Below are 26146 nucleotides of genomic sequence, written 5' to 3' on the forward strand. Positions count from 1 at the left end.
ACTCCTCCAATGTACGGACATATTCCGTAACGCCAGACATTATAGTTTAAATATTAAACACGTTCAATTTGTACGGAAAAATTACGGATACTAAAAGGTATAATGATTTCGATGTAACACTACGACAAAAATACCGAAACTCGTTACTATTGCGGCGACCAAAGAGCAAATGTGACAATAAAGATTGAAGCTCATTTTTGGACAAAAGCTTGTTAGGATGTAGGCTTTATTAAGTGAATTTCAGATAAAAATGTCTATGGTGTAACGCCCTGTTAAGGCGGGATAAACGCAATACCGGAGTTGCCGCATACCACCTTAAACACTGAAACCAACGCATAGTAAAAATGCCACACATTGCGAATCCCTCTTGAACAGTTTGTTATATGAATTTTTCGACTCGCTCTTCATCAACTAGCCAAACTTTGATACCAGAGGCTCTTATAGGAGTTGCCATACTTTCAATTAGTTCTTTGTGTGGAAGATTATTAGGTAAAGCTATAACTGATTCATGGTCCGGGTTACCTTCCCTTACCTTAAATGCAGCAACTAAAGCCATACCAATGTGCGTTTTAACCTGCGACTTGTTAAACTCTTTTCCGTATCGCTTAGTCGACTCCTTTGAAGAAGTAGCACCTTTTGCTTCGACAAAATACTTCTTACCAGTTTCCGATACAGCAACAATATCTATCCCTGTTTGAGTAGTATCTAATTTCTGGGAAATAGTAAGACCATCCAATTCCAGTTGGGTACATACTAAATCTATAACTCTATTTTCGGTTAACATACAACCTCCTTGTCAAATTCATATAACATTTTATTAGTGCGCATGCGCGTTTTTCAAACCTGTTACCTAATGTACCAAATTGATCTTAAATGACTTTAAATTCTGTTCATGGGAATATCGCGTACGGATATTGCTTTCAAAACCTTAAAAACATGCGGTTTGAGATATGTCTTTATACCTACCCAGATTTGTACTATTTTGCCTAAGCACTATAAGTTGGAGCTGATAGATGACATTTTGTAAGGCAACTCATTCGCAAACTTCCAAGCTAACAAACGAGTGCTAGCAAACATTGGGCAGAAGTGTTTAAAAAAAGCAGCGTACCAATTGGAGAACGCTGCCTTTTTAGTATCAAACTTTATTCTATTCGCACACAAAAATCATTTTTTCAGCATTACGCTTTATTCAACCGTAACTGATTTTGCTAGGTTACGTGGCTGGTCAACGTCAGAGCCTTTAATTAAGGCAACGTGATATGACAATAGTTGTAATGGGATGGTGTAGATTAACGGCGCCATAAATTCATCACAGTGTGGTACTGGAATGACCTTTATGGTGTCGTCTGATTCAAACTCAGCATCTTTGTCTGCAAAAACATATATTAAGCCGCCACGTGCGGGAACTTTTCCTAGTTTTGACTAAAGCTTTTCTAACCGTTCATTGTTAGGGGCAACAACAATAATAGGCAACACCTAAAGTTTCTTCAGTTGCCTCAGAGATATTCGTTGTTGGAGCAAAAATGTAACCTAATATAATAGTGGGTTATGTCATACACTGCCGAGATGGTTTATCAAAACATTCGCGCTATTGTTAGGTTTAATGTCTGAGCGAGAGATTAAATGCTCTTAAAAGACCCGTAAGATAAGTCAAAAAATCTATATTGAGTGGCGATGCGTTATAACGCGATTACCTAATATGGAAGCTTATCAACACTAATATTTCAACCCACTATTTTGGAGTACTGACCGTGTTGCATGGTGAATTAATTATCAAAGTGATTACCGTTCTTGGTACTGCGGCTTTTGCACTTTCTGCTGTATTAGCTGCATTAGACAAAAAAGTCGATATTTTTACGGTTATCGTGCTCGGTACAATTACTGCGGTTGGCGGTGGAACCATTCGTGACTGTATATTAGATAGTCCGGTATTTTGGTCTATGGATATTTCTTATATCGTAATTGCAGTGGTTGCTAGCATAGCTGGCTTTTTTTTCTTTCCCCTCATTCAGTTAAAAAAGATCAATAAGCTCTACCTCTATATAGATGCGCTAGCGATTGCTATGTTTGCTGTACAGGGAACAGATAAAGCCTGGTCATTGGGATTCGGTTTGCCCGTTGCACCTGTGATCCTCGGCACTATCACAGCTGTTGGTGGTGGGATTGTTCGTGATGTGTTATTACAACGTCCTTCACTATTACTGACAAAAGAATTGTATGCCATTCCAGTGGCTTTAGGCTGTTTAAGCTACAGCTTAGTATTAAGTTTTGCTCCACAATACTCCAGTTCAGGTGCGTTATTTTCTGCAGGATTGATTGTCTTCATGCGTCATTTATCAATCCAAAAACAGGTAATTGTCCCCAACTGGGCCATTATTAATCGCGGCAAATAGTAACTAACACAACCATTTATAAACCGACTTGTTTCAGAATGAACTTCATATAATTCAGACACAAACAAAGTGTGTTATTTGAGCATGGAAGCTTGAATTACCTTAAAAAGTTCAAACAAAATTCCGCCAATTAAAGCCACCATAACCACTATTACTTGTTTAGTTTTTCGATAAATTATGTGCTAGCTTAGTAGATAAAATCGATATGTTATGGACTCGACGTTATGAATTTTAGCCTAGAACAGCTTGCAGCCTATGTGAGTGTTTATGAAGAACGCTCATTTAGTAAGGCAGCGCTCAAACTTGATAAGCATAGAACAACTGTTGGGCAAGTTATTGCCAATTTAGAAGATCAAGTGGCTGTAACATTATTTGAAAGAAACCCCCGTAATGTTGAGCCTACTGAAAACGCACACCTACTTTATCGATACGCCAAGCAAGCCCTAGAGCAATCAAAAGCCTTTGACCGAGTTGCACTTAGCCTTTCTTTTGGTGAACTAGAGTGCATTAATATTGCTTATAGCAGTTTTTTACCTCACTTGGCCCTTTCTATTATTCGAGAACAACTTTTAGAAGATTATCCCAATATGCGTGTTAACTTTCTTGTTCGTACTCAAGAAGAAATTCGTGAGGGACTAAAAAGCGAACAACTGCAGTTTGGTATTGTTAACATTAACTCAGCCAACGCTATGAGTAATATTGATTATCAATTACTGGGTAATATGCCTTTTTCTCCCTATGCATCTAAACATAGTGACCTTGCTCATGTTAACGAAAAAGATGTTTTTACCGCCTTAAAAAATTCCAGACAATTTGTTTTAAAATCTCTGGTAGATGAAGGCTTAGGAAATAAGGTAATACTTTCAGCAAACTATGATCTTATAGACCAACTCGCCCTAGCGATAAAGTTCACTCAGAGAGGTTTTGGCTGGCTTTTGATGCCAACAAACCTTGAAACTAAAGGCTATATTGCCGAGCATCTAACTGAGCTTAAGTGTGACCAAATTAGAGATGGTATTACCCTCCCCGTGGGGCTTTGGTGTATTGAGTCAAAACCCATACTTGAAATTAAAAAGTCTGTGGTAATGGGGGTTAATCGTTATATTTCTCTGATTAAAAGGAAATAATATCATTGGTTTGTATTACCTAAACAAAGTATTAACTCGCGATACACGATCGCCTTAAACACAAGGTCATACGTATTATGTTTACAAAAACCTGATATTGATTGACTGCTTGGTAAGTTACATATTTATAAATAATAACTCACATACTTGGCTTGAGATAAACGTGGTAAAGCCTGTAGTAGGAATTAAAAATAGCAAAAGCCCGTATTCCATGACGATGCAATACGGGCTTTTATTTTAGTTTATTTTTTGTTTAAAAACTCCTGAACAATAGCTGTAGCTGCAATAGTTCCAGTAGGAATAGCACCCTGTTCTACGACAAAATTAGGGTTGTGATTCATATATTTAGGTTGTTTACCTTCGTTAATCAATGCATCCCAGGTTTGCTGCGTAGCGGCCCCTACTTCTAAAAAGACTACAGGCACTTCTGGGTAACCATGTGTCAACATATGAAAATCTTCCGATCCCATTGTTGCTGGGAAACCATTTAATACATTGTCTTTTCCAAGATGTTTGCTCATTGCTTCGCGAGCTATTTGAGCTTCATGAGTGGGGTTAATTACTGGGGTAGAAAACCCCTTCATTTCATACGTTGGCATGTTATCTTCACTGACGCCATACATTCTGGCGACATTATCTGTGACCGACTTAATGCCTTTAATCATACGTTCCCTATCTTCCATTCGGAACCATCGTAAGTTGGCTTTAAGGGTTGCTGAGTCTGGAATAATATTATTTTCATTTCCGGCAATGATGGCCCCTATAGTCAATACTGCTGGTTGAGCTTGATCAACCATACGCGATATTACCGTTTGATAACCCATAACAGATTGAGCGGCCATAACGACAGGATCTTTTGTTACATGAGGTGTAGAGCCATGCCCACCAACACCTTGAATAGTTATGTCAATTTGGTCAGTACCAGCCATACGACGACCATCACTTATAGCAACTGTACCTGCTGGTAGAACAGGGTGAACATGACCCGCTATTAAAATATCAGGCACAGGTACTTTGTCATAAAGACCATCTTTCACCATAGCGTCAGCTCCCATGATCAACTCCTCTGCTGGTTGACCAATAAGAATAACGGTACCACTCCATTTATCTTTGTTTTGTGTAAGCTGCTTGGCAACACCCAATAACCATGTCATATGTGTGTCGTGACCACATGCATGCATAGCGTAAATATCTTGTCCTAATCTATTTTTAGTGGTGTTTGTCGCCTTATAGGGTAAGTCTGTTTCTTCTTTAATTGGCAGCGCATCCATATCGGCACGAAACATCACAGTAGGGCCATCACCATTCCTTAATATCCCTGCGACTCCGGTATGCGCTATACCTTCATGCACTTCAAAACCCAGTGATGTTAATTCTTCTGCGATAACTCTGGCTGAGTTAAATTCCATAAAGCCGACTTCTGGATTAGCATGGAAATGCTCAAAAATCTCAGTCAACCTGTTTGAATCTTGTGTGACTCCTTGAGCAATCCAACTGTCAGCAACGCTCATTGGACTCATTATCGTTAATGCTGCGCCAATTAAAGCGGAAATGGTTAATTTTTTCATCGATATTCCTTTTGAATGTACTTATGTGCTTTAGGCATTTTTTACCGCACGAATAAATTAAAAAGGAGTGAGCCTTTAAGTCGCTCACACCTTAATTTTCTCTAATCATTAAGCGTGATGGTGATGATTACACTTGGCGTAATCTTCTCCTAAACCAAAGTGCTCAAGTGCCGAGTGAAGACAGCAATCATAGTTTGCAAGCTTTTCTTCACTTAAACGTCCACGTGGATTTTCAAGCGTGTCATTTAATGAAACATATTCTTGGCCATGTTTGTTATGCTCAAACTCTTCTTTGACTTGCTCCAACAATGTTTGATTAGTCATTAACTCAAGCCCTTGAGCAGCCATTACATGGGCAGCCTGTAAACCGGCACGTTGTCCAATACTCATACCATTACAAGCTGTACATCCCCACTGATGTGGTGGAATGTGAATAGGCCAAGCAGCAAACATCACGCCCATAGTAGGGACTTTCCAACTCACATCTCCTACATCAGAAGATCCACCCACCTCAACACCTTTTGGTACACTCATTACCGAGGTGGCTAAACCATCTTCTGGTTTACCCATTTCACGTTGAATCGCTTTAGCAAAGTCTTGCTCTTCATTTGTCCAGTCAATAGGCAGGTAGCGGTGCATATGTTCTGTAATCGCCTCTGCAAATACATCATTTGGCAACAAGTCATAAATACCACCTAAATTGGTAACCGTTTCTGTTGTTTGAGTTGAAAGAGAGGCTCCTTTAGCCATATCCTCAAGCCAAGATTTATATTGACGCACGTTTTCAGCACTTTTTCCGCGATAACGTACTAATATTTTTGCGTAATCAGGGATAACATTAACTGCATCTCCCCCATTCAGAATCTGATAATGTAATCGGCTTGTTGGTTCCATCTGCTCTCGCATCATATTGGCTGACATCAAGAATATTTCTGCGGCGTGTAAAGCACTTCGACCTTCCCAAGGCGATGTCCCCGCATGAGAAGTTACTCCGTGCCATTCAATCAATAAGTCTATTGATGCTGCGGCATGAAAGTTCAAAGCTGAATTAACCATTGCAGGGTGATTGTGTAAGCACACATCAAGATCATCAAACACGCCAGCTGCAGCCATATAGTTTTTGCCGTTTAACGCTTCTTCAGCAGGGCAACCAATAACTTTAATGGTGCCTTTAATCCCCTCTTTTTCCATGTGCTGTTTTAATGCTATTGCCGCACCAACAGACGAAGAACCAATTAAGTTATGTCCACAACCATGGCCATTAGTATTACCACTTTGTGCAGGAGCTTTACGTGGAACCGTATCATTACCTAAACCAGGAAGCGCATCAAACTCCACAAGATAACCAACAACTGGGTGGCCAGTTCCCCAAGTTGCTATCCAAGAAGTGTCTAACCCTGCTACGGCGCGTTCAGTAATTTCAAACCCGTGTTTAGCAAGCACTGCACTTTCTAAAGCAGAGCTTTTAAACTCTTCATAACTCAGTTCAGCAAATTCCCATACGTTTCTTGCCATGTTCCAAATTTCGCTAGATAAGCCTTGTACTTCTTGGTCAATTTTTGTGTAGTCTGTCATTTGATTAAGCCTCTATAATTAATGAAAAGTGAATGTCTTTTCGATGAGGAAACTATAAGTCAAATGCCAAAATTCAATAAAAGCGCAGTGTAGGATAAAACCCTACTCACCCCCTTAAACAAACAAAAAAAAGCAATAAAATTGGCATTTTTGCGAGAAAAACCAGCCTAATTAAAAACAAAAGGCAATATAAAACAAAGCTTTGAAAAATTAACGCGCTGATTATAGAAAAAATTGTCAAATTCGACAGAAGTGATAAATATTACGGATATAAAGCTAATTTCAGGATAGTTAAACCCAAATCATAATGCATTCAAGCAGAGGATATTAGAACGTTTATGGTTTGGGTGAATATGGATATTCTCGGCGGTTTTTTTAATAAAAATAAGTCACTAAAAAAATCACAAACCTGCTATGTAATGTAGAAATTTTTCACACCTAACAAAAGGTGATTTACGGCAACAGCAGATAAAATCAACCCCATTACTCGACTTATAATGGATACGCCTGCGGTACCCAATAGTTTGTGCAACTTTGTCGCAATCAATAGTAAAAGGAGCGTGATCAATAGAATTGTAACCATGATCCCAGCCGTTAAGCTTTGAGCATATACAGAATAGCGATGATTATCCGTTAGCATCACAATTGCCATCATCGCCCCAGGAGAAGCAATTGAAGGTATGGCTAGCGGATATACCGCAAGATCTGACAGTTGCGATTTACTCATGGCTTGGCAAATTTTAGTTTCTACTTCTGGCTTTCCTTCGCCAAAAATCATTGTTAATGCAAACAAAAGTAACACTAACCCTCCTCCTGCTTGAAAAGCAGGTAAAGGAATCTCCATAGCCTCGAGTAAAAATTGGCCTGCTATAAGAAAGAAAAGCAACACGCTGGCAGCGATTGTTACCGCTTTAAATGCTACCAACCTTTTCTGTTTAGCATCTAAATGCTGAGTTTGTGAAAGATAGACTGGTAAAGAGCCAATTGGATCAATAACAGCCCAAAGCACAACAAACTGAGTGATAATTATGCTGGTCATATTAAGTTCTCGCTGTAAATAATCGACTGTAAAATTCAATAATCATCAACGCTAACATCAGAAGCACTATCATGGTAAGCGGCCCCAGAATATTATAACTTGGAGTTAACTCAGTCGCGCCTCCAGGAATGTTAACAAGTATATTGCCAGCAAGCGCTTTAAGAGGACTAAGGTTTAACACGTCACACCCTCGCCAAATAACTACTGCATTAGTAAAGTACAATAAGAACAATTGCCATGCTTCAGTCAACTTAGGCATTATAAAGACAAATTGCAGTAGCAAAATAAGCGCAATAACAACATATACCAGCATGATATGTTTCACCGCCTTACCCGGAATGGTCATAACATTTGCCGCTAAAACGGCAGCAAGTGTTGGAAACAATGCTCCACCTGGAATAGGCATATATATCCACATAGCAAACGCGGTGACTAAAACGCTTAAGGCAATATTGGCAAAATTTATCCGCTTATCTTTGGGTATAGAATAAGACTCTGCATCATAAACATGACCTGTAAAAAAACCTTTTGACTCAGTGGTATGTGATGTAAAAGATACATTTTCAATATCAGACAGTAATTCATTGAGTTTTGAAATAAGTTTATGTTTGTTCTGGTTATCTAGGTTTATAACGGCCTGCTCGCTAACAGACACGGCCTCATTGAGTAATTTTGCCTGTAATTCCACATTATTCCGGTAAGAACGAAATAAAACACTGTCGCCATAAGGCAAAGTTAGCAACTCATTTAGTTTGTTAACATCTTGCTTAAGGCTATTTATATCGTCATTGATAGATGCAATATCATCTGCTGACATAGGCTGACATTTTTCAACAATCCCTTTCACCTTCACTAAAGTCGACTGCATACCGCTGGCGGTTGACATATAGGCTGACTCAGTCTTTTTAGGCCATACCAATCGGTACACTAATGAGAAACAGATAATTCCCAAAAATGTGTCTTGCATACGCAAAATTGCAGTATTAAAAACAGTCGCGCTATCGGTCGCTAGAGCACTAGATATAATAAGGCACACGGTAATCGCTATATTGTACATATAGCCTCGTTTTTTATGGGAGCTCATGTAAACACAGAACCATAAAAACATGCCAAGCGATGCAATAAATAACACTCTATCTTGTGAAAATAATGCGATTAAGATAAAAGCGACAGCAGAGCCTATGGCTGTTCCGTATAGCCTATTGCGTCCTTTTAGTGCCGAATATCCATACGTATCAGTAGTAGCCAATACCATTACTGTTAACATAGACCATGAGGTTTTTGCCCAACCCAACCACATTGAGATAAGCATTGTTAAAATCAGTGCAAGACCGAACTTTATCGCTTCTTTCATAGATGAATTAAGCATAGCGAGTACCTTTTAGTTTATTCTGCAATAATTTGAACAGATGCGGTCATACCGACACGAAGAATGGTTTCAGCATGCTTTTCATCAAGTTTAATTTTTACAGGTAAGCGTTGTGCTAATCGGATCCATTGAAAGTTTGGATTTACATTAGGCAATAATGAGTTTCCTGTACTACCGTCAGACTTCGAAATACCATACCCAATACTCTCAACGGTACCGTTTAAAATCTCAGAATCATCAGTCATAAGAGTTACCTTAGCAGGCTGATCTAATCGAACATTTTTCACATCTGTTTCTTTAAAAAATCCCTCAATCCAAAAGCTGTGCTTATCAATAAGCGCTACAACTGGTGCATTAGCAACCACTTGTGAACCGACTCGATAATTCAAATTAGTCACAAAACCATCCACAGGTGCAGTGACTACGGTGTATTGCAATGCAAGCTGAGCTTGGTCTTTTTTTGCCATAGTGGCATCTAGGTTTGCCTGCGCCGATTCAACTGCACTTTGATAGTTATTCAACGTTAATGTCGAAACAGAACCTTGAACTCTTTTTTCAAGAGCCTTTGCTCTATGTTGTTCATTTAGGGCTTTATTTAATGCCGCTTGAGCCTGTTTAACCGATGCCTGAGCACTTTTAAAATCAGCAATGTATTTTCTATCATCAATTCTGAATAGCACATCACCCGCACTCACTTCTTGGTTGTCTGCAACTTCAAAGGCAACCACTTGCCCAGTAACCTGAGGGGTAACTTGAATAATATGCGCACGAACCTGGCCATCACGCGTCCAAGGATTAGATTGATAGTGAAGGTAATAGTGATATATACCTAATGCAGCAAAACCGATTAACAATAGCGATGTAATATATTTACGAATCATGTGAATACCTCAAACAAATAAAATGAATCGACCAATGCTTAGCGAAATTAAAATAAACACGGCAAGGTCAGTTAACGCTGGCATGGCAATAAATCGATAACCATCTATTCTATCTACAATCGAAAGAACCACTTGGGTGACAACGTAAGACATTGCCAAAACAAGCAACAATGGAGGGATGTATATCCCACCTATAAATAATTCATGGGGCATAGTTTTTACCTCGTCTCGTTTACGAAACAAATAATACAAGGGGGATAACAATTGAATGAATCTGCTGCGTATGATTGGGCCATCAGCTTAGCCAAATCATTTTCACTTTGACTAAAGAAGCAAACAGTTGCTGTTTGCTTCTTTAGAGAACTCAAGCGCTATACGTGGGTATTAAGCTATTGATTAGATCCAGCTTAATGGCTCAGATACCACTAGTTTGTCTGTAATATCTCCAGCAATATGTTCTGGACCATTAAGTTCAACAGTCATTACTGGGGCGCCAGGTTCAAGATTGACATTATTCAAATCTAACCAAATAAGCGCAGGCTGAGAGGCTGAATCAAGGAAGAAACGTTTAGCTTTATGATCAGAAATAGAGCGCCAAAGTGTGGCAGAAATATTTGGATGCTCAGAGTCAGCCATACCTAATGGAACACCAACAGAGCGAAGCACTGATAAAGCAGCTGCCGTAGCCATCTGACCATCAGGGAAACGTGGCGTGCTATTTAATAGATAAGTTGCACGGACAAAACGATCTGCAGCATTAATTGTTCCAGGAAGCATTTTATCTCCCCCAACTGACTCCCAATATTTATTAATAGCAATTTGCTCATCAAACAATGGTGAGTTTGTCATCACTCGATATTCTGCACTGTGATGGATTTTTAATTCACCATCCACATACTCAAGAATGGCACTGTCACCTGAAATATCTGATAAAGAAAGATGAACAGTTGCTGCACGGCCATTAGGTAAAAGAGGCGCGACGATAACAAAAGGTGGTTGCTTCATTGCAGTAACCGCTTCTTCAACAGTGGCAAAGTTATCTAAAAAATACTGAGCCCAAGCACCAATAGAAAGGCGTGGTTTTTGTGACAGCGTGTAATCACCATAATCTGATTCAGCTAAGTAAAGAGCATTAGTAACTAAGCCAGCTTCATTAATACCATCAGCACAAGCAACATTATAAAAAGAGGCGAAAACTGAACCATATTTTGATGTCCAAGTTAATGGGTTATCCATATTGCCACCACTTTGTTGCATCCCTCTAGGGTAAACAACCATCGAGGTCGCTGCAGTTGGATCATTCCAGTCCATACCACGAGCAGTAATAAATTGGCCGGTTTCTGTTTTATATAAAAGACGTGTACACATGAGTATTTCTCCAAAAAAATAGTAAAAGATAATTTAGTCACTAAGCACTGTTGTCCTCAGCAATGGGGGTAGATTATCGAAAGATATTTATTTTGTTGAATACGCAGTGTAGGGCTGGCTCCTCACCAGGGTTATGACAGATGCAATGAGATAACAGCGACAAAAGTAGGATGTATAAAAAAACCTCCTGATGATTTAAGTATCAATCAGGAGGTTTAATTTAAACTTTAAAACAAACTTATTTTATCTGCATTACGCTTTATTCAACCGTAACTGATTTTGCTAGGTTACGTGGTTGGTCAACGTCAGTGCCTTTAATTAAGGCGACGTGATATGACAATAGTTGTAATGGGATGGTGTAGATTAACGGTGCCATAAATTCATCACAGTGTGGTACTGGAATGACCTTCATGGTGTCGTCTGATTCAAACTCAGCATCTTTGTCTGCAAAAACATACATTAAGCCGCCACGTGCGCGAACTTCTTCTACGTTTGATTTAAGCTTTTCTAACAGTTCATTGTTAGGGGCTACAACAATAACAGGCATATCAGCATCAATTAGTGCTAATGGGCCGTGTTTTAGTTCACCAGAGGCGTAAGCTTCTGCATGAATGTATGAAATTTCTTTTAGCTTAAGCGCGCCTTCCATTGCAATAGGGTATTGGTCGCCACGGCCTAAAAACAGTGCGTGATGTTTGTCGGCAAAGTCTTCAGCAAGCTCTGCAATGGCATCATCTAAGCCTAGTGCTTGCTCTACTTTAGCTGGCATTGATTGTAGGCTTTGAGTAATTGCCGCTTCCATTTCTTCGCTCATACTATTATGGCGACCAATGGCTGCGGTTAACATTAACAAACCCGCTAATTGCACAGTAAAGGCTTTAGTTGATGCCACACCAATTTCAGCACCGGCTTTCATCATATACGCCATGTCTGATTCGCGTACTAATGAAGATCCTGCCGAGTTACAAATAGTTAATGTGGCTTTGTAGCCCATTTCTTTTGCTAAACGCAGTGCCGCTAAAGTGTCGGCTGTTTCACCAGATTGTGAAATAGTGACTAACAAGCTGTTAGGGAACATGTGTGATTTGCGGTATCTAAATTCAGAGGCAATTTCCACATTACATGACACACCGGCCCAATCTTCTAACCAGTAACGGGCTGCCATGCCTGCATGGTAACTGGTACCACAGGCAATAATTTGCACGTGCTTGATGTCTTTTAAAAATTCAGCGGCATTTTCACCAAAGGCGCTATCTAATACTTTACCAGCGGCTATGCGGCCTTCTAAAGTATGGGCTATTGCGGTTGGCTGCTCGTAAATTTCTTTAAGCATGTAGTGACGGTATTCACCTTTGTCACCGGCGTCGTGGGTCACTTCAGACTCTTTAACTTCACGCTTAACTGGGTTGCCGTCAACGTCAAAAATATTCACTTCGCGGCGAGTCACTTCGGCAACATCACCTTCTTCTAAGAATGAAAATGAACGGGTAACAGGTAACAGGGCTAGCTGATCAGAGGCAACAAAGTTTTCACCTAAACCGTAACCAATAACTAATGGGCTACCGCTTCGGGCAACAACCATACGCTCGCTGTCACGACGGTCGATAACGACAGTGCCGTATGCACCTTCTAATTGTTTAACCGTGGCTTGTACTGCTGCTAATAAGCTTGCTGCGGTTTTTAGCTCGTGATGCACTAAGTGACAAATAACCTCTGTGTCTGTGTCTGATGCAAAGGTATAGCCTAGGCCTTTTAGCATTTCACGGAGTTTATTGTGGTTTTCAATAATACCGTTATGTACTACAGCAATATCGTCTTCTGATACATGTGGGTGAGCATTACGCTCACTTGGTTCACCGTGTGTTGCCCAGCGTGTATGGGCAATACCGGTTCCACCCACCAATGGCGACTGCTCAAGTGCTGATGATAACTCTTGCACTTTGCCTAAACGACGGGTGCGATTTAAGGTGTTGTTACTAATCACCGCAACACCTGCGCTGTCATAGCCGCGGTATTCTAAGCGGCGTAAGCCTTCGACTAAAATTTCTGCTACATCACGTTGTGCTACTGCACCTACGATTCCACACATAGTTATTTACCTATCAATAATTTAAAATTAGTTTATTCAACGTAAGGTGCAAGCAATACGGTTACACCTTGTTTTTTAATGGTTTCTAATGCTTCTGGAGTAATTTTGTCATCGGTGACCAACACATTAATGTCACTCCAGGGCAGTTCTAAATTCGGGATTCTGCGACCTATTTTTGAAGACTCTAATAACACCACGACTTCACGTGACATTTCTGCCATCACTTTGCTTAGGCCGGTTAATTCATTAAATGTGGTCGTGCCACGTACTAGGTCGAGCCCATCTGCGCCAATAAATAATTGGTCAAAGTTATATGAGCGCAATACCTGTTCAGCCACTTGACCTTGAAAAGACTCTGAATGCGGGTCCCATGTGCCTCCGGTCATCAATAATGTTGGTTCGTTTTCTAACTCGTGAATGGCATTGGCCAGCTGTAAAGAGTTAGTCATCACCACCAGCCCACGCAAGTTATTCAGCTGTTGAACAATGCCGGTGGTGGTACTGCCACTATCGATAATAATGCGGTTATGATCTTTAATAAGCGCCGCAGCGGTTTTAGCTATAGCAAGTTTATTGGGCGCTATTTTGGCACTGAATTGCTGAGTCACTTCATCAGGTACTGCCACTGCGCCACCATAACGGCGTAACAGTAGACCGGTTTTTTCAAGTGTGGCTAAGTCTTTGCGAATGGTAACTTCAGAAGTTTCGAAACGTAAGGAAAGATCATCAACGCTAACTTCACCTTGCTGGTTAAGTAGCTTAATAATGCTATGACGTCGTTGTTGGGTGTTTCTTTTGTTCATTATCTTTCATGAAGTTTCGTTTCGAAAGATGTATTATAGCCAAACGAAAGATTTTTGCTAGAACTGTGGCTGAAAATTATTAGCCTTGAGGATTAAAATTGATATAAAAATGCCTCTAACAGAGGGTTAGAGGCATTAAATTGATTTCTATGTTTATATCGAAAGATTAAAACTTGGCTTCTAAGGCCAAGCTAACATGACGACCATCACCTACGGTGGCGTCGTTATATGAACCACCCGCCACATAATCAACATCAAATAAGTTTTTAACGTTCATACGAATGCTGACATCACTGTCCATTACATCCATTGTATAAGCTGCGCCAAGGTCAAATCGAACATAGTCATCTTTAACAATAGTGTTGTCGGTATTGGCAAAACGCTCGCCAACATAGATAGCACCAAAGTTTAACGCAAAGCTGTCATTAACTTCATAACGCGTCCAAATATTCGCTGATAGCTCTGGCGCATCCATAGGAGTTTTACCATTTAGCGCGTCAGTTTCAGGACGAATATATTCGGCATCAAGGTACATCATTGACCCGGTCATAAACCATTTTTCACTCAGCTGACCTTGAGCGCCTATTTCAGCCCCTTTATGGCGTTGCTCACCAGATTGTGTGGTAATGGTGTGAACACTGTCTATGTCTTCGGTTACGGTGACATTATCAACGGTAATATCAAAAATAGCGCCGGTTAATAATAATCCACCATCGTAAAACTCCCACTTAGTGCCCACTTCATATTGAGTGCCATATTCAGGGTCTAAGTTCATTTTATCGTTCACATCATTTTCATCATTTACTATGCCTTGCGGCGTGAAACTCTTTGAGTAATTAACGTAAATACTGCCGTTTTCTGCTGGTGAGTAAACAACACCAAACTTAGGTGAAACCGCGTAGCTGTTATTTCCATCACCGTCTTTTTTCTGCTCGTCGTAACGTGCGCCAACAATAGCTTGCCAGTGGTCATTGAAAGTCATTAAGTCTTGGAAGTAAAAACCGTAATGCTTGTAATCTGACTCATACAAGGTGTCATCATCGTGGTAATCGATATCAGGTCTGCTGATTGGCTGTCCAGGTTGTACAATCACTTTTTCGCCTGACACACGTAATTGACCATAATAGTAATCTAACATGTTGGCACCAATTAACATTTGATGACCAATACTGCCAGTTGAAAACTGACCATTAAAATCGACAAAAGCCGTTTTATGCTGCCAATCGTCATAACGGTCAAATGGACTGATTTGATAACCGTCGGTCATGGCATCTTCATTATATGATGGCGATGAATCTACACGTTGGCGATTAAATTGTTGGTCGTTATAACCTAGCTTCATACTCCATGCGTCGGTCATGTAGTAAGTTAAATCGGCGCCTAAATTACTGATGGTGTTATCGGTAAATGCCCAAGGTTGATCCCAAATAATATCTTTTCCACCCATTAACTCGCCATCAGCATCTAACCAACCTCCACGATCAATACCGGTTTTATCTTGGGTATGGTCATATTTAACCGACAGCGTTAAGTTGTCCATTAAGTCAAAATCAAGATTAATATAACCTAACCAACGATCACGCTCTTGATTTGTTCCATCTTGATATTCACGCCAATAAGTAGTGTCTTGCTTAACTAACACAGTGCGATAGCGAATGGTTTGTGAGTCATTTAAAGCACCACCAGCATCAAGTTGAAAACGGGTAGAGCCATTTTCGTCGGTATCAAATCCAAATTCATATTGGCTTTCGTAGGTCGGTTTTTTGGTGACCATATTAATTAAACCACCAGGGCCTGACTGCCCATAAAGCATGCTTGATGGGCCTTTTAAAACCTCAACTTGCTGTAGTGTCTCAATAGGCTGAACGTAATGAGACCATTGCTGGTGGCCATTAATTAAATAGCCCGAGCCTGAAGAAAGCTCAAAACCACGAATATTAAATACTTGGCGGTTCCACTTTTCACTACCGCCGGTAACGCTCGAATCATTAACTAACACTTCTGACAAGTTGGTTGCTAACTGTTCGTCAGTAACAAAGTCTGGAATAACGGTTACAGATTGAGGCGTATCCATTAAACTTATATTGCCGCGCATAGCGCCTGAAGCTGAGCCAACTTTATAGTCATTAAAAGTGCGCCCTTTAACTTCAATATGTTCAATATTTTGTAATTCTTCTGCATAAGCTGATACAGATAATATGCCTGCGGTTATGGCAAGTGATAAATACGATAATTTAGTTAACATCTTTCACCTAAAAAGTTATTAGTTGTAATCATTTTGCCTCGAACTATAAATGAGAATGATTTGCATTAACATCTTTTTAAGTAATATTTACCTTTGTTACTTTTATGTAAAAAAAAGGGTAAGTGAAATCACTTACCCTTTGTTTATGATAAATATAACGCCAAATATTGGCTGACTATTTCTTGAGTTTTACCGGTCTTTGCCAACCAGAAATATGACGTTGTTTAACACGAGTAATCACTAACTCGTTTTCTGCCACATCTTTGGTAATGGTTGAGCCTGCACCTAAAGTTGCGCCTTTACCAATGGTCACTGGTGCAACAAGTTGGCTGTCACTACCCACAAATACATGGTCTTCAATAGTGGTGACAAACTTATTAGCGCCGTCATAATTGCAGGTAATCGTTCCTGCGCCAATATTCACCCCAGCACCAATTTGCGCATCACCTAGATAAGCTAAGTGGCCGGCTTTTGACCCTACACCTAACACGGCTTTTTTCATTTCAACAAAGTTACCAATATGTGCATCTTGCTTTAATTCGGCGCCTGTTCTTAGGCGTGCAAACGGCCCTGCACTTGCTGCTTGGCCTAGCTTAGCGCCTTCAACGATGGTGTAAGGTTTAATTTCAGCATTATCGGCAATATCACAATCAATAAGAATTGCACCTGCGCCAATTGTCACGTTATTCCCTAAGGTTACTTTACCTTGGAAAATCACGTTAACATCTATCATAACGTCCATACCTACGCTAACATCACCACGAATATCTATTCGTGCAGGGTCACGTAAGTTAGCACCTTCTAACATGAGTTTATTCGCCGCACGAGCTTGGTATGCACGCTCCAGTTGCGCTAGTTGAATACGGTTATTTGCCCCTTCAACTTCAATGGCTGACGCGGGTTGCGCAGTGCTAATTTCAACATTGTCTGCGTGGGCCATGGCAATAATGTCGGTTAGGTAATATTCGCCTTGAGCATTATTATTTGATAATCGGTTTAGCCAGCTTTTTAACTGTTTACCAGGTACCGCCATAATACCGGTATTCACTTCGTTAATTTTTAACTGCTCAGGGTTAGCATCTTTTTGCTCAACAATACCCACCACACGGCCATTGTCTCTAACAATACGGCCATAGCCTGTTGGATCATCTAAGTTAACCGTCAAAATGGCTAAGCCATTGGCTGGGCGTGCAGCTAATAAGTCTTCTAGGGTACTTTGTTGAATTAATGGCACATCACCATACAAAATTAATACCGTGTCGTCGTCGGCAATATTAGGGTTAGCTTGGGCTACCGCGTGGCCTGTCCCTAATTGTTCCGCTTGTAATACCCAGTTAAGTGGTTGCTCACCTAATGCCGCTTGCAATTTTTCAGCACCGTAGCCATAAACTAACTGAATGGCTTGAGAGCCTAACGAGTTAGCAGTATCGATAACATGCTGCACCATACTTTTATGGGCAATAGGGTGGAGAACTTTAGGTAAATCAGAGCGCATCCTAGTGCCCTTACCCGCCGCTAAAATCACAACATTAAGTGACATGGTCTATTCCTTTAAAAAAGACTGAAAATATAAACTGGCGGTATTTTAACGGAATAGTGTTAGAAAGGGAAAAGCCGCAATAAAAAAGGCGATTCATATATATGAATCGCCTTTTATTCAGCAAATAATCAACTTATCTGGTGATGTTTTTCTTGATGGTTTCAACAACACGTAACTGAGCTAATGATTTAGCCAGCTCGATTGTTGCAGCTTCATAATCGAAGTCAGCACCCGCGTTAGCAATTTTCTCTTCCGCTTGGCGTTTGGCTTCTAAAGCAGCTTCTTCATCAATATCATCAGCTCGCATTGCAACGTCAGCAAGAACAGAAATTGATGTAGGTTGTACTTCTAGGATACCACCTGAAAGATACAATACATCTTCACTGCCATCTTGCTTGATCATGCGCGCCATGCCAGGTTTGATTTTTGTTAATAACGGAGCATGGTTAGGCATAATACCTAACTCACCTTCCACACCGCTCACTTCAAAGAAGCTCACTTCGCCGTGGTAAAGGCTATTCTCTGCACTAACAATATCAAGTATGACTGTTTTGGCTGCCATTGAGCTCTCCTTAAAGAACTAAGCTTTACGGCCTAGTTATTTCTTTTTGTTAGCTTTTTCGACTGCTTCGTCTACTGAACCAACCATGTAGAACGCTTGCTCAGGGATGTGATCGAACTCACCATCCAAGATCCCCTTAAAGCCACGAATTGTGTCTTTTAGAGAAACGTACTTACCAGGAGAACCGGTAAAGACTTCTGCTACGAAGAAAGGTTGAGATAAGAAACGCTCAATCTTACGTGCACGGAATACAGTTGTTTTATCATCATCTGATAATTCATCCATACCCAAAATAGCAATAATGTCTTTAAGCTCTTTATAGCGTTGTAGTAACGTTTGTACGCCACTTGCTACGTCATAATGCTCTTGACCAACTACTTGTGGATCTAACTGACGAGAAGTCGAATCCAGTGGGTCAACCGCTGGGTAAATACCTAGCGATGCAATATTACGTGAAAGTACAACTGTCGCATCTAAGTGAGCGAAGGTTGTTGCTGGCGACGGATCCGTTAAGTCATCCGCAGGTACGTATACCGCTTGTACAGAGGTAATAGAACCAGTCTTAGTTGAAGTAATACGTTCTTGTAGAACACCCATTTCTTCAGCTAGTGTTGGCTGGTAACCTACCGCAGAAGGCATACGACCTAATAGTGCAGATACTTCAGTACCGGCTAGGGTGTAACGGTAAATGTTGTCAACGAACAACAGTACGTCACGACCTTCGTCACGGAACTTCTCAGCCATAGTCAAACCGGTTAACGCTACGCGTAAACGGTTTCCTGGAGGCTCATTCATCTGACCGTAAACCATGGCAACTTTGTCTAGTACGCCTGAATCTTCCATCTCGTAGTAGAAGTCGTTACCCTCACGAGTACGCTCACCAACACCAGCGAATACAGAAAGACCCGAGTGGGCTTTAGCGATGTTGTTAATCAGTTCCATCATGTTAACTGTTTTACCAACACCCGCACCACCGAACAGACCTACTTTACCACCCTTAGCGAAAGGACAAACAAGGTCGATAACCTTGATACCCGTCTCTAAAAGCTCAGTCGTGTTTGATTGATCTTCATAAGAAGGAGCTGCACGGTGAATTTCATAACGCTCTTCTTCACCAATTTCGCCCGCTTCATCAATTGGCTCACCTAATACGTTCATGATACGGCCAAGAGTTTTCACCCCTACCGGAACAGAAATTGGTGAACCTGAGTTTGCTACCTCTAGACCACGACGCAGACCATCAGAAGAACCCATGGCGATGGCACGAACTACACCGCCACCTAGTTGCTGCTGAACTTCCAGCACCAAACCATTACAGGCACTTTCACCTGTGATCTTCAGAGCGTCATATACCTGAGGTACAGAATCTTGTGGAAACTCTACGTCCACAACCGCGCCAATTACTTGGACAACAGTACCTGTGCTCATGATTAATCCTCTAAACTTGATTTCGTTACCTAAAACCTAAACCGCTGCAGCGCCTGAAACAATTTCCGACAGTTCTTGCGTAATCGCTGCCTGACGGGCCTTGTTGTACACTAATTGCAAATCGTCAATTAACTCGCCAGCATTGTCGGTTGCTGCTTTCATCGCCATCATACGAGCTGCTTGCTCTGATGCGATGTTTTCAACAACACCCTGATATACCTGAGATTCAATATAACGAGTCAGTAATGTTTCCAAAATTTCTTTTGGATCTGGCTCGTAGATGTAATCCCAAGGATACTCTGCGATGTCTTCTTCCGATTTAGGCAAAGGTAGCAGTTGTTCGATCACAGGAGTCTGAGTCATAGTATTCACAAATTTGTTGAATACAATAAACAGACGATCCAGCTTGCCTTCGTTGTATGATTTCAGCATGACACGAACCGCACCAATAATATCAGCAAGTTTTGGCGCATCGCCTAAACCTGATGTATGTGCAGCAACATCACCACCAAAATTATTGAAGAACTGAACAGAACGGGTACCAATTGGGCAAAACTCAATTTCTGCACCTTGCTCTTTCCAGCTTTTCAGGTCTGTCACTACCTTTTTGAAAAGGTTAGTGTTCAAACCACCACAAAGGCCACGGTCGGTTGATACAACAATGTAACCAACCCGCTTGGCATCTCGCACCTCTAAAATAGGGTGTTTAAACTCGAGCGTACCTTGCGCGACGTGACCGATCACCTTACGCATATTTTCGGCATATGGACGTGTTGCTAACATGCGTTCCTGCGCTTTGCGCATTTTACTTGTTGCAACCATTTCCATAGCTGAAGTGATCTTCTGAGTGCTTTGTACACTCGCGATCTTGGTTTTAATCTCTTTAGCGCCGGCCATCTCTACTCTCCAATCTGGGACCTGAGGTGCCCATAGGCACCCCGTTCATTGTTACCAGGTTTGGGTTTCAATGAACTTGTCCATGCCTGCCTTTAACTCACCTTCGATATCAGCGTTATAATCGCCAGTAGCATTGATGGTGTTCATTAGGTCAGCATGTTGACTGTTCATGTATGAAAGCAGAGCGGCTTCGAAGCGACCGATTTCATTTAAAGCAACGGCTTTTAAATAGCCTTTTTCAGCTGCAAAAATTGCTACAGCCTGTGCAGCTACGCTCATTGGAGCATATTGCTTTTGCTTCATAAGTTCGGTTACACGCTCACCATGCTCAAGTTGAGCACGTGTTGCATCATCTAAGTCAGATGCAAACTGTGAGAACGCTGCAAGCTCTCGATACTGTGCAAGTGCAGTACGAATACCACCAGACAGTTTCTTGATGATTTTAGTCTGAGCCGCACCACCAACACGAGAAACAGAAATACCTGGGTTAACTGCTGGACGTAAGCCCGAGTTAAACAAATCAGTCTCAAGGAAGATCTGACCATCTGTAATAGAAATTACGTTGGTCGGTACGAACGCAGATACGTCACCTGCTTGGGTTTCAATAATCGGTAAAGCGGTTAAAGAACCAGTTTGACCTTTTACTTCACCTTTAGTGAACTTTTCTACGTAATCTTCGTTTACGCGTGAAGCACGCTCTAGTAAACGAGAGTGTAGATAGAATACATCACCTGGGTATGCTTCACGTCCTGGTGGACGCTTCAATAGTAATGAAATTTGACGGTAAGCAACTGCTTGCTTAGACAAATCATCATATACGATTAAAGAATCTTCACCGCGGTCACGGAAGTATTCACCCATTGAACAACCAGAATATGGTGCTAAGTATTGTAATGCTGCAGCTTCTGAAGCTGATGCAACAACAACAATTGTATTAGCTAAAGCACCATGTTCTTCTAGCTTGCGTACTACGTTAGCAATAGTAGAGGCTTTTTGGCCAATCGCTACGTAAACACACTTAATGCCAGAATCTTTTTGGTTGATGATTGCATCGATTGCCAGTGCTGTTTTACCAATCTGACGGTCACCGATGATCAATTCACGCTGACCACGACCAATAGGGATCATAGAGTCAACGGCTTTATAACCTGTTTGAATAGGCTGTGATACTGACTTACGTTCAATAACACCTGGTGCAATTACTTCAACAGGAGAGAAACCATCGTTATCGATTGGTCCTTTACCGTCAATTGGCTCACCAAGAGTGTTAACAACGCGGCCAAGTAGACCACGACCCACTGGTACTTCAAGAATACGACCAGTGGTTCTTACTTTTGCGCCTTCTGCTAAATTAGCATAAGGGCCCATTACTACGGCGCCGACAGAATCACGTTCTAAGTTCAACGCGATTGCAAAACGGCCACCAGGCAGTTCGATCATTTCACCTTGCATTACATCGGCAAGGCCGTTAATGCGAATGATGCCGTCACTTACTGCAACGATAGTACCTTCGTTGCGAGCTTCACTAACGACGTCGAACTGCTCGATCCGCTGCTTAATCAGATCGCTGATTTCAGTGGAATTCAGTTGCATGCTCAAACTCCCAATTACGACTGCAGCTTGTCAGACAAACGCGATAACTTACCGCTTACCGAGCCATCAATGACTAGGTCGCCTGATTGAATTATCACACCGCCGATTAGCGATGGATCAATGCTGCAATTCAGCTTAACTTTGCGTGCGAGACGTTTCTCTAAAGAAACACTTATTTGCTGTTGTTGCTCTGTGCTTAGCTCAGAGGCAGAAACCACAGTGGCTTCAACTTCTTTCGCCCACTCATTACGGTATTCAACAAACAATTCTGATACGGTTGGTAGTATCGCTAAACGCTTATTCTCAGCCATTAACTTAATTAAGTTTTGGCCTTGCTCGTTTACTTGTTCGCCACATACTTTAATAAAAAGTGATGCCAGTTCAGTACTCGCTAAAGTACCATTTAGCAGCGGTTGCATTGATTCATTTTCACTTACCAATGCAGCAAAAGCTAACATTTCTGTCCAGCTATCTACTGCTTGTTTTTCAACAGCAAAATCAAAAGCTGCCTTTGCGTAAGGGCGAGCGATGGTGCTTAATTCAGCCATAACTCAACTCCCTTATCAAATTTCAGCAACAAGTTTATTAACAATGTCACTGTGCGCTTCTGGGTCAATCGAACGTTCAAGAATTTTCTCTGCACCAATTACAGCTAGAGAAGCAACTTGCTTACGCAAGTCATCTTTAACGCGATTACGTTCGCTTTCAATTTCTGCTTGACCCTGGGCGATAATTTTAGCTCGCTCAGCATCTGCCTCAGCTTTAGCTTCTTCAACGATTTGAGCTTTACGCTTGTTAGCTTGCTCAATAATTTCGTTTGCAGTTGCTTTAGCTTCTTTAAGTTGCTCGGTCGCTTTCGCTTGAGCTAACTCTAGATCTTTTGCAGCACGGCCGGCATCAGCCAGACCATCAGCAATTTTCTTTTGGCGTTCTTCGATAGCATTCATCAATGGCGGCCATACAAACTTCATGCAAAACCACACAAAGAGCGCAAAAGATATCGCTTGGCCTAGCAGGGTAGCGTTAATACTCATAACGTCAACTCCTTATAGGGTGCTAAATTAGCCAGCTAGTTGAGCTACAAATGGGTTCGCGAATACGAAGAATAATGCAACACCAACTGCAATCATAGAGATCGCATCAAGTAGACCTGCTACGATGAACATTTTAGTTTGTAATGCTGGAGCTAATTCAGGTTGACGAGCAGAAGCTTCTAAGAACTTACCACCTAAGATAGCGAAACCAATACCAGTACCTAGCGCAGCTAAGCCGATCATGATTGCAACAGCGATTGCTGTAAAGCTAATTACAGTTTCCATTTTATCTCCGATAAATAACTAATTTTTATTTAATTAATGTTTTTCATGAGCCATGCTTAGATAAACAATCGTCAGCATCATGAAAATAAACGCCTGTAGAACAATTACCAAAATATGGAAAATAGCCCAAGGCACTGATAATGCGAACTGTGCCCACCAAGGCATCAGTGCAATCAGAATAAAGATCAACTCACCTGCATACAGGTTACCAAACAGACGAAGCGCTAATGAAATAGGCTTCGCAATCAAGGTGACTGTTTCCAAAACTAGGTTTACTGGAATCAATGCCCAATGATTGAAAGGGTTTAAGGTCATTTCTTTTGTGAAACCACCAATTCCTTTAACTTTAATACTGTAAAATACAATTAACACAAAAACACTTAAGGACAGGCCTAAAGTGATATTCAAGTCAGTCGTAGGAACAATCTTAAGGTAAGGAACACCTAAAAGTCTGTTTGCGGCTTCAGGTACAAAGTCAATTGGTACTAAGTCCATTAAGTTCATCAGGAAAATCCAGACGAAAATAGTTAAACCTAGTGGTGCGATTAATGCGTTACGACCATTAAATGAGTCTTTCGCAATTTTATCGACACCTTCCACACACATTTCAACAAAACATTGAAACTTGCCTGGAACACCAGTAGTTGCTTTTTTGCCTGCTTTGCGGAATAACCACAAAAACAAGATCCCAAGGCCTACTGAAAACAAAAGTGAGTCAACGTGCCAAGTCCAAAATCCCGCATCTTGACATGCATAGTTAAAAGCAACTCCGCCATCGTCGAAGCACATTTTAGCATTAGTCAAGTGATGCTGGATGTACCCGGTAGCAGTTAATGCTTCACCAGTTGTCGCCATGATTAATCTCACTTAATTTTGCTTGAAGTATAAAGGGGCTGTCCAAGGTACAAATATGCCCAGAGCATAGGTTGCTATTAATGGACCAAAGTCCATTTTTAACAAGCCCAACGCTATAGCAAACAAGACTATGGTAAGCAGCAACTTTACCGCTTCCCCCAGAAAAAGTGATTTAACCACTTTCCCCGACGCACTTGCCCCTGCATGGGAAAAGGCTAGGGTTGCGAATACAAAATTAGGGAGTACAGCAATGAGCCCTCCTGCCAAGGCAGACAAACCATACTGAACACCCCACATAACGAAAAGTAAAATTGATGTTCCCCCAACAATCGCTGCCTGTAACATCACTATTTTATAAGCTGAAGCTCGGCCACGACGCGCTAAAACATTAGTCAATTTTATCTCTCCGCATTCATGCTTTTTGCCAGTTGAAGTCTAAAGTAATTTTATTAACCCAGCCTTAACTTCTAAAAAGCCTGCAAAGTATACCTTTTCGCGTTTTGTTTGCAACTTTGATGTGTCTAAAATGGCTATTTTAACCGTGATTTAACTCAAGAACGGCGAAAACAAAATATTTAGCTATGTCACAAACTTACTGAACAACGAATAAATTTCAAAAAATTAGTGAATTTTACTCAGAATTCCATCTAATTCGGCCAAATCTTGGTAATTAATTACAATTTTACCTTTGCCTTTACTACCATGATTAATGGCAACTTTGGCACCGAGTCTTTCAATTAACTGTTGTTCTAGACGGGTTACATCGTAGTCTTTAGCTGGTTTTTCGGGGGTTTTAGGAGGATTTAGCGCTTTATGAACTAATCGTTCAGTTTCACGAACTGTCATTTCTTTTGAAGCAACTAATCTAGCGAGGTTTGTTTGCTCATCACCTTCAATAGAAAGCAGCGCGCGAGCATGCCCCATATCAATATCACCATACTCTAATAAACGCTTAACTGGTTCATTTAAACCATTAAGGCGAAGCAAGTTTGATACGGATGCACGAGATTTACCCACTGCATCGGCAACTTGTTGATGAGTGAGTTCAAATTCTTCAAGTAAACGTTGTAGTGCAATGGCTTCTTCCATTGCATTTAAATCTTCACGTTGAATATTTTCTATCAATGCAATGGCAACGGCCGCTTCATCTGCCACTTGTTTAACAATACAAGGTACGGTTTCAAGTTTGGCTATTTGAGAAGCGCGCCAACGACGTTCACCGGCAATAATTTCATATTTAGAATCAGAGACTTTTCTGACCACAATAGGTTGGATAACGCCTTGAGTTTTAATTGATTCTGCTAGTTCTTCCAAGGCATCAGGTGACATATCTTTACGCGGTTGGTATTTACCTGGTTGCAATAATTCTAATGCAAGATTGATCAGATCACTTTCCGGCTTTTGTTGCGGAATTTCGGCCTGTTTACTTGCGGCATTACTATTGCTCAGTAAGGCATCGAGTCCTTTGCCTAAACCACGTTTTTTTAACGTCATT

Annotated in this window: 24 protein-coding genes and 1 pseudogene; 2 read left to right on the top strand and 23 right to left on the bottom strand. The window is 41.0% G+C overall.

Annotation, left to right across the window (positions count from 1 at the left end; genetic code table 11):
• Positions 1-379 precede the first annotated feature (379 nt).
• Together L2672_RS14095 and L2672_RS14100 are read right to left on the bottom strand one after the other, a co-directional pair.
• Entirely contained in the window at positions 380-784 is a 405-nt protein-coding gene (locus tag L2672_RS14095; protein ID WP_248996480.1) for a hypothetical protein, read from the bottom strand.
• A 401-nt stretch (positions 785-1185) separates the two neighbouring features.
• A pseudogene (locus L2672_RS14100) lies at positions 1186-1473 on the bottom strand (glutamine--fructose-6-phosphate transaminase (isomerizing)); the annotation flags it as partial.
• Positions 1474-1751: 278 nt separating this feature from the next.
• Between L2672_RS14100 and L2672_RS14105 the strand changes: the two are divergent.
• On the top strand, positions 1752-2393 hold the full coding sequence (locus L2672_RS14105) for a trimeric intracellular cation channel family protein (RefSeq protein WP_248996481.1): 642 nt from the start codon (positions 1752-1754) through the stop codon (positions 2391-2393).
• A gap of 224 nt (positions 2394-2617) precedes the next feature.
• Positions 2618-3520 (top strand): LysR family transcriptional regulator, encoded by a 903-nt coding sequence (locus tag L2672_RS14110; RefSeq protein WP_248996482.1) that lies wholly within the window; start codon positions 2618-2620, stop codon positions 3518-3520.
• A 242-nt stretch (positions 3521-3762) separates the two neighbouring features.
• Here L2672_RS14110 and L2672_RS14115 read toward each other — a convergent pair whose 3' ends face one another.
• The 21 genes from L2672_RS14115 to L2672_RS14215 all read right to left on the bottom strand — a co-directional run bounded on the left by L2672_RS14115 (position 3763) and on the right by L2672_RS14215 (position 26145).
• On the bottom strand, positions 3763-5088 hold the full coding sequence (locus tag L2672_RS14115; RefSeq protein ID WP_248996483.1) for an amidohydrolase: 1326 nt from the start codon (positions 5086-5088) through the stop codon (positions 3763-3765).
• A 108-nt stretch (positions 5089-5196) separates the two neighbouring features.
• A complete protein-coding gene (locus L2672_RS14120; protein ID WP_248996484.1) occupies positions 5197-6663 on the bottom strand; it encodes an amidohydrolase in 1467 nt (488 codons plus the stop codon).
• A gap of 412 nt (positions 6664-7075) precedes the next feature.
• The gene (locus tag L2672_RS14125) at positions 7076-7702 is read right to left on the bottom strand and encodes a MarC family protein (RefSeq protein ID WP_248996485.1); all 627 of its coding nucleotides are present in this window, start codon (positions 7700-7702) and stop codon (positions 7076-7078) included.
• Position 7703: 1 nt separating this feature from the next.
• Complete coding sequence (locus L2672_RS14130; protein ID WP_248996486.1) at positions 7704-9071, bottom strand: FUSC family protein; 1368 nt, start codon at positions 9069-9071, stop codon at positions 7704-7706.
• A gap of 17 nt (positions 9072-9088) precedes the next feature.
• Positions 9089-9952 carry an HlyD family secretion protein gene (locus tag L2672_RS14135; protein ID WP_248996487.1) on the bottom strand — a complete coding sequence of 288 codons (864 nt, stop codon included), beginning with the start codon at positions 9950-9952 and terminating at the stop codon, positions 9089-9091.
• A gap of 9 nt (positions 9953-9961) precedes the next feature.
• Entirely contained in the window at positions 9962-10165 is a 204-nt protein-coding gene (locus L2672_RS14140) for a DUF1656 domain-containing protein (RefSeq protein WP_248996488.1), read from the bottom strand.
• A 183-nt stretch (positions 10166-10348) separates the two neighbouring features.
• Positions 10349-11320 (bottom strand): linear amide C-N hydrolase, encoded by a 972-nt coding sequence (locus L2672_RS14145; protein ID WP_248996489.1) that lies wholly within the window; start codon positions 11318-11320, stop codon positions 10349-10351.
• Positions 11321-11579: 259 nt separating this feature from the next.
• Positions 11580-13409, bottom strand: coding sequence for a glutamine--fructose-6-phosphate transaminase (isomerizing) (gene glmS / locus L2672_RS14150; RefSeq protein ID WP_248996490.1), 1830 nt, complete (start codon positions 13407-13409; stop codon positions 11580-11582).
• A gap of 32 nt (positions 13410-13441) precedes the next feature.
• On the bottom strand, positions 13442-14212 hold the full coding sequence (locus L2672_RS14155; protein ID WP_248996491.1) for a DeoR/GlpR family DNA-binding transcription regulator: 771 nt from the start codon (positions 14210-14212) through the stop codon (positions 13442-13444).
• Between the two features lie 166 nt (positions 14213-14378).
• The gene (locus L2672_RS14160) at positions 14379-16457 is read right to left on the bottom strand and encodes a TonB-dependent receptor (RefSeq protein WP_248996492.1); all 2079 of its coding nucleotides are present in this window, start codon (positions 16455-16457) and stop codon (positions 14379-14381) included.
• Between the two features lie 175 nt (positions 16458-16632).
• Positions 16633-17997, bottom strand: a complete 1365-nt coding sequence (gene glmU / locus L2672_RS14165; protein WP_248996493.1) for a bifunctional UDP-N-acetylglucosamine diphosphorylase/glucosamine-1-phosphate N-acetyltransferase GlmU — start codon at positions 17995-17997, stop codon at positions 16633-16635.
• A gap of 133 nt (positions 17998-18130) precedes the next feature.
• Entirely contained in the window at positions 18131-18559 is a 429-nt protein-coding gene (locus L2672_RS14170) for a F0F1 ATP synthase subunit epsilon (RefSeq protein WP_248996494.1), read from the bottom strand.
• Positions 18560-18595: 36 nt separating this feature from the next.
• Positions 18596-19987 carry a F0F1 ATP synthase subunit beta gene (gene atpD / locus L2672_RS14175; protein ID WP_248996495.1) on the bottom strand — a complete coding sequence of 464 codons (1392 nt, stop codon included), beginning with the start codon at positions 19985-19987 and terminating at the stop codon, positions 18596-18598.
• Between the two features lie 36 nt (positions 19988-20023).
• Complete coding sequence (gene atpG, locus L2672_RS14180) at positions 20024-20884, bottom strand: F0F1 ATP synthase subunit gamma (RefSeq protein ID WP_248996496.1); 861 nt, start codon at positions 20882-20884, stop codon at positions 20024-20026.
• Positions 20885-20935: 51 nt separating this feature from the next.
• Positions 20936-22477 carry a F0F1 ATP synthase subunit alpha gene (gene atpA / locus L2672_RS14185; RefSeq protein ID WP_248996497.1) on the bottom strand — a complete coding sequence of 514 codons (1542 nt, stop codon included), beginning with the start codon at positions 22475-22477 and terminating at the stop codon, positions 20936-20938.
• Between the two features lie 14 nt (positions 22478-22491).
• Positions 22492-23025, bottom strand: a complete 534-nt coding sequence (gene atpH, locus L2672_RS14190; protein WP_248996498.1) for a F0F1 ATP synthase subunit delta — start codon at positions 23023-23025, stop codon at positions 22492-22494.
• A gap of 15 nt (positions 23026-23040) precedes the next feature.
• A complete protein-coding gene (atpF, locus tag L2672_RS14195; protein ID WP_248996499.1) occupies positions 23041-23511 on the bottom strand; it encodes a F0F1 ATP synthase subunit B in 471 nt (156 codons plus the stop codon).
• A gap of 27 nt (positions 23512-23538) precedes the next feature.
• Entirely contained in the window at positions 23539-23796 is a 258-nt protein-coding gene (gene atpE / locus L2672_RS14200) for a F0F1 ATP synthase subunit C (protein WP_130599753.1), read from the bottom strand.
• Between the two features lie 33 nt (positions 23797-23829).
• Positions 23830-24651 carry a F0F1 ATP synthase subunit A gene (gene atpB / locus L2672_RS14205; RefSeq protein ID WP_248996500.1) on the bottom strand — a complete coding sequence of 274 codons (822 nt, stop codon included), beginning with the start codon at positions 24649-24651 and terminating at the stop codon, positions 23830-23832.
• Between the two features lie 12 nt (positions 24652-24663).
• Positions 24664-25047, bottom strand: a complete 384-nt coding sequence (locus L2672_RS14210) for an ATP synthase subunit I (RefSeq protein WP_248996501.1) — start codon at positions 25045-25047, stop codon at positions 24664-24666.
• Positions 25048-25272: 225 nt separating this feature from the next.
• On the bottom strand, positions 25273-26145 hold the full coding sequence (locus L2672_RS14215; protein WP_248996502.1) for a ParB/RepB/Spo0J family partition protein: 873 nt from the start codon (positions 26143-26145) through the stop codon (positions 25273-25275).
• Position 26146: the final 1 nt, after the last annotated feature.

The organism is Shewanella gaetbuli (genome assembly GCF_023284065.1).
In the GTDB taxonomy this organism is placed as follows: Bacteria; Pseudomonadota; Gammaproteobacteria; order Enterobacterales; family Shewanellaceae; genus Shewanella; species Shewanella gaetbuli.

Coding starts and splice junctions, on each gene's coding strand:
- atpF (WP_248996499.1), bottom strand. CDS start 23,511: ATGAGTATTAACGCTACCCTGCTAGGCCAAGCGATATCTTTTGCGCTC.
- atpD (WP_248996495.1), bottom strand. CDS start 19,987: ATGAGCACAGGTACTGTTGTCCAAGTAATTGGCGCGGTTGTGGACGTA.
- L2672_RS14135 (WP_248996487.1), bottom strand. CDS start 9,952: ATGATTCGTAAATATATTACATCGCTATTGTTAATCGGTTTTGCTGCA.
- atpG (WP_248996496.1), bottom strand. CDS start 20,884: ATGGCCGGCGCTAAAGAGATTAAAACCAAGATCGCGAGTGTACAAAGC.
- L2672_RS14120 (WP_248996484.1), bottom strand. CDS start 6,663: ATGACAGACTACACAAAAATTGACCAAGAAGTACAAGGCTTATCTAGC.
- atpE (WP_130599753.1), bottom strand. CDS start 23,796: ATGGAAACTGTAATTAGCTTTACAGCAATCGCTGTTGCAATCATGATC.
- L2672_RS14145 (WP_248996489.1), bottom strand. CDS start 11,320: ATGTGTACACGTCTTTTATATAAAACAGAAACCGGCCAATTTATTACT.
- L2672_RS14215 (WP_248996502.1), bottom strand. CDS start 26,145: ATGACGTTAAAAAAACGTGGTTTAGGCAAAGGACTCGATGCCTTACTG.
- L2672_RS14170 (WP_248996494.1), bottom strand. CDS start 18,559: ATGGCAGCCAAAACAGTCATACTTGATATTGTTAGTGCAGAGAATAGC.
- L2672_RS14140 (WP_248996488.1), bottom strand. CDS start 10,165: ATGCCCCATGAATTATTTATAGGTGGGATATACATCCCTCCATTGTTG.
- atpA (WP_248996497.1), bottom strand. CDS start 22,477: ATGCAACTGAATTCCACTGAAATCAGCGATCTGATTAAGCAGCGGATC.
- L2672_RS14095 (WP_248996480.1), bottom strand. CDS start 784: ATGTTAACCGAAAATAGAGTTATAGATTTAGTATGTACCCAACTGGAA.
- glmS (WP_248996490.1), bottom strand. CDS start 13,409: ATGTGTGGAATCGTAGGTGCAGTAGCACAACGTGATGTAGCAGAAATT.
- L2672_RS14115 (WP_248996483.1), bottom strand. CDS start 5,088: ATGAAAAAATTAACCATTTCCGCTTTAATTGGCGCAGCATTAACGATA.
- L2672_RS14160 (WP_248996492.1), bottom strand. CDS start 16,457: ATGTTAACTAAATTATCGTATTTATCACTTGCCATAACCGCAGGCATA.
- glmU (WP_248996493.1), bottom strand. CDS start 17,997: ATGTCACTTAATGTTGTGATTTTAGCGGCGGGTAAGGGCACTAGGATG.
- L2672_RS14155 (WP_248996491.1), bottom strand. CDS start 14,212: ATGAACAAAAGAAACACCCAACAACGACGTCATAGCATTATTAAGCTA.
- L2672_RS14130 (WP_248996486.1), bottom strand. CDS start 9,071: ATGCTTAATTCATCTATGAAAGAAGCGATAAAGTTCGGTCTTGCACTG.
- atpH (WP_248996498.1), bottom strand. CDS start 23,025: ATGGCTGAATTAAGCACCATCGCTCGCCCTTACGCAAAGGCAGCTTTT.
- atpB (WP_248996500.1), bottom strand. CDS start 24,651: ATGGCGACAACTGGTGAAGCATTAACTGCTACCGGGTACATCCAGCAT.
- L2672_RS14125 (WP_248996485.1), bottom strand. CDS start 7,702: ATGACCAGCATAATTATCACTCAGTTTGTTGTGCTTTGGGCTGTTATT.
- L2672_RS14110 (WP_248996482.1), top strand. CDS start 2,618: ATGAATTTTAGCCTAGAACAGCTTGCAGCCTATGTGAGTGTTTATGAA.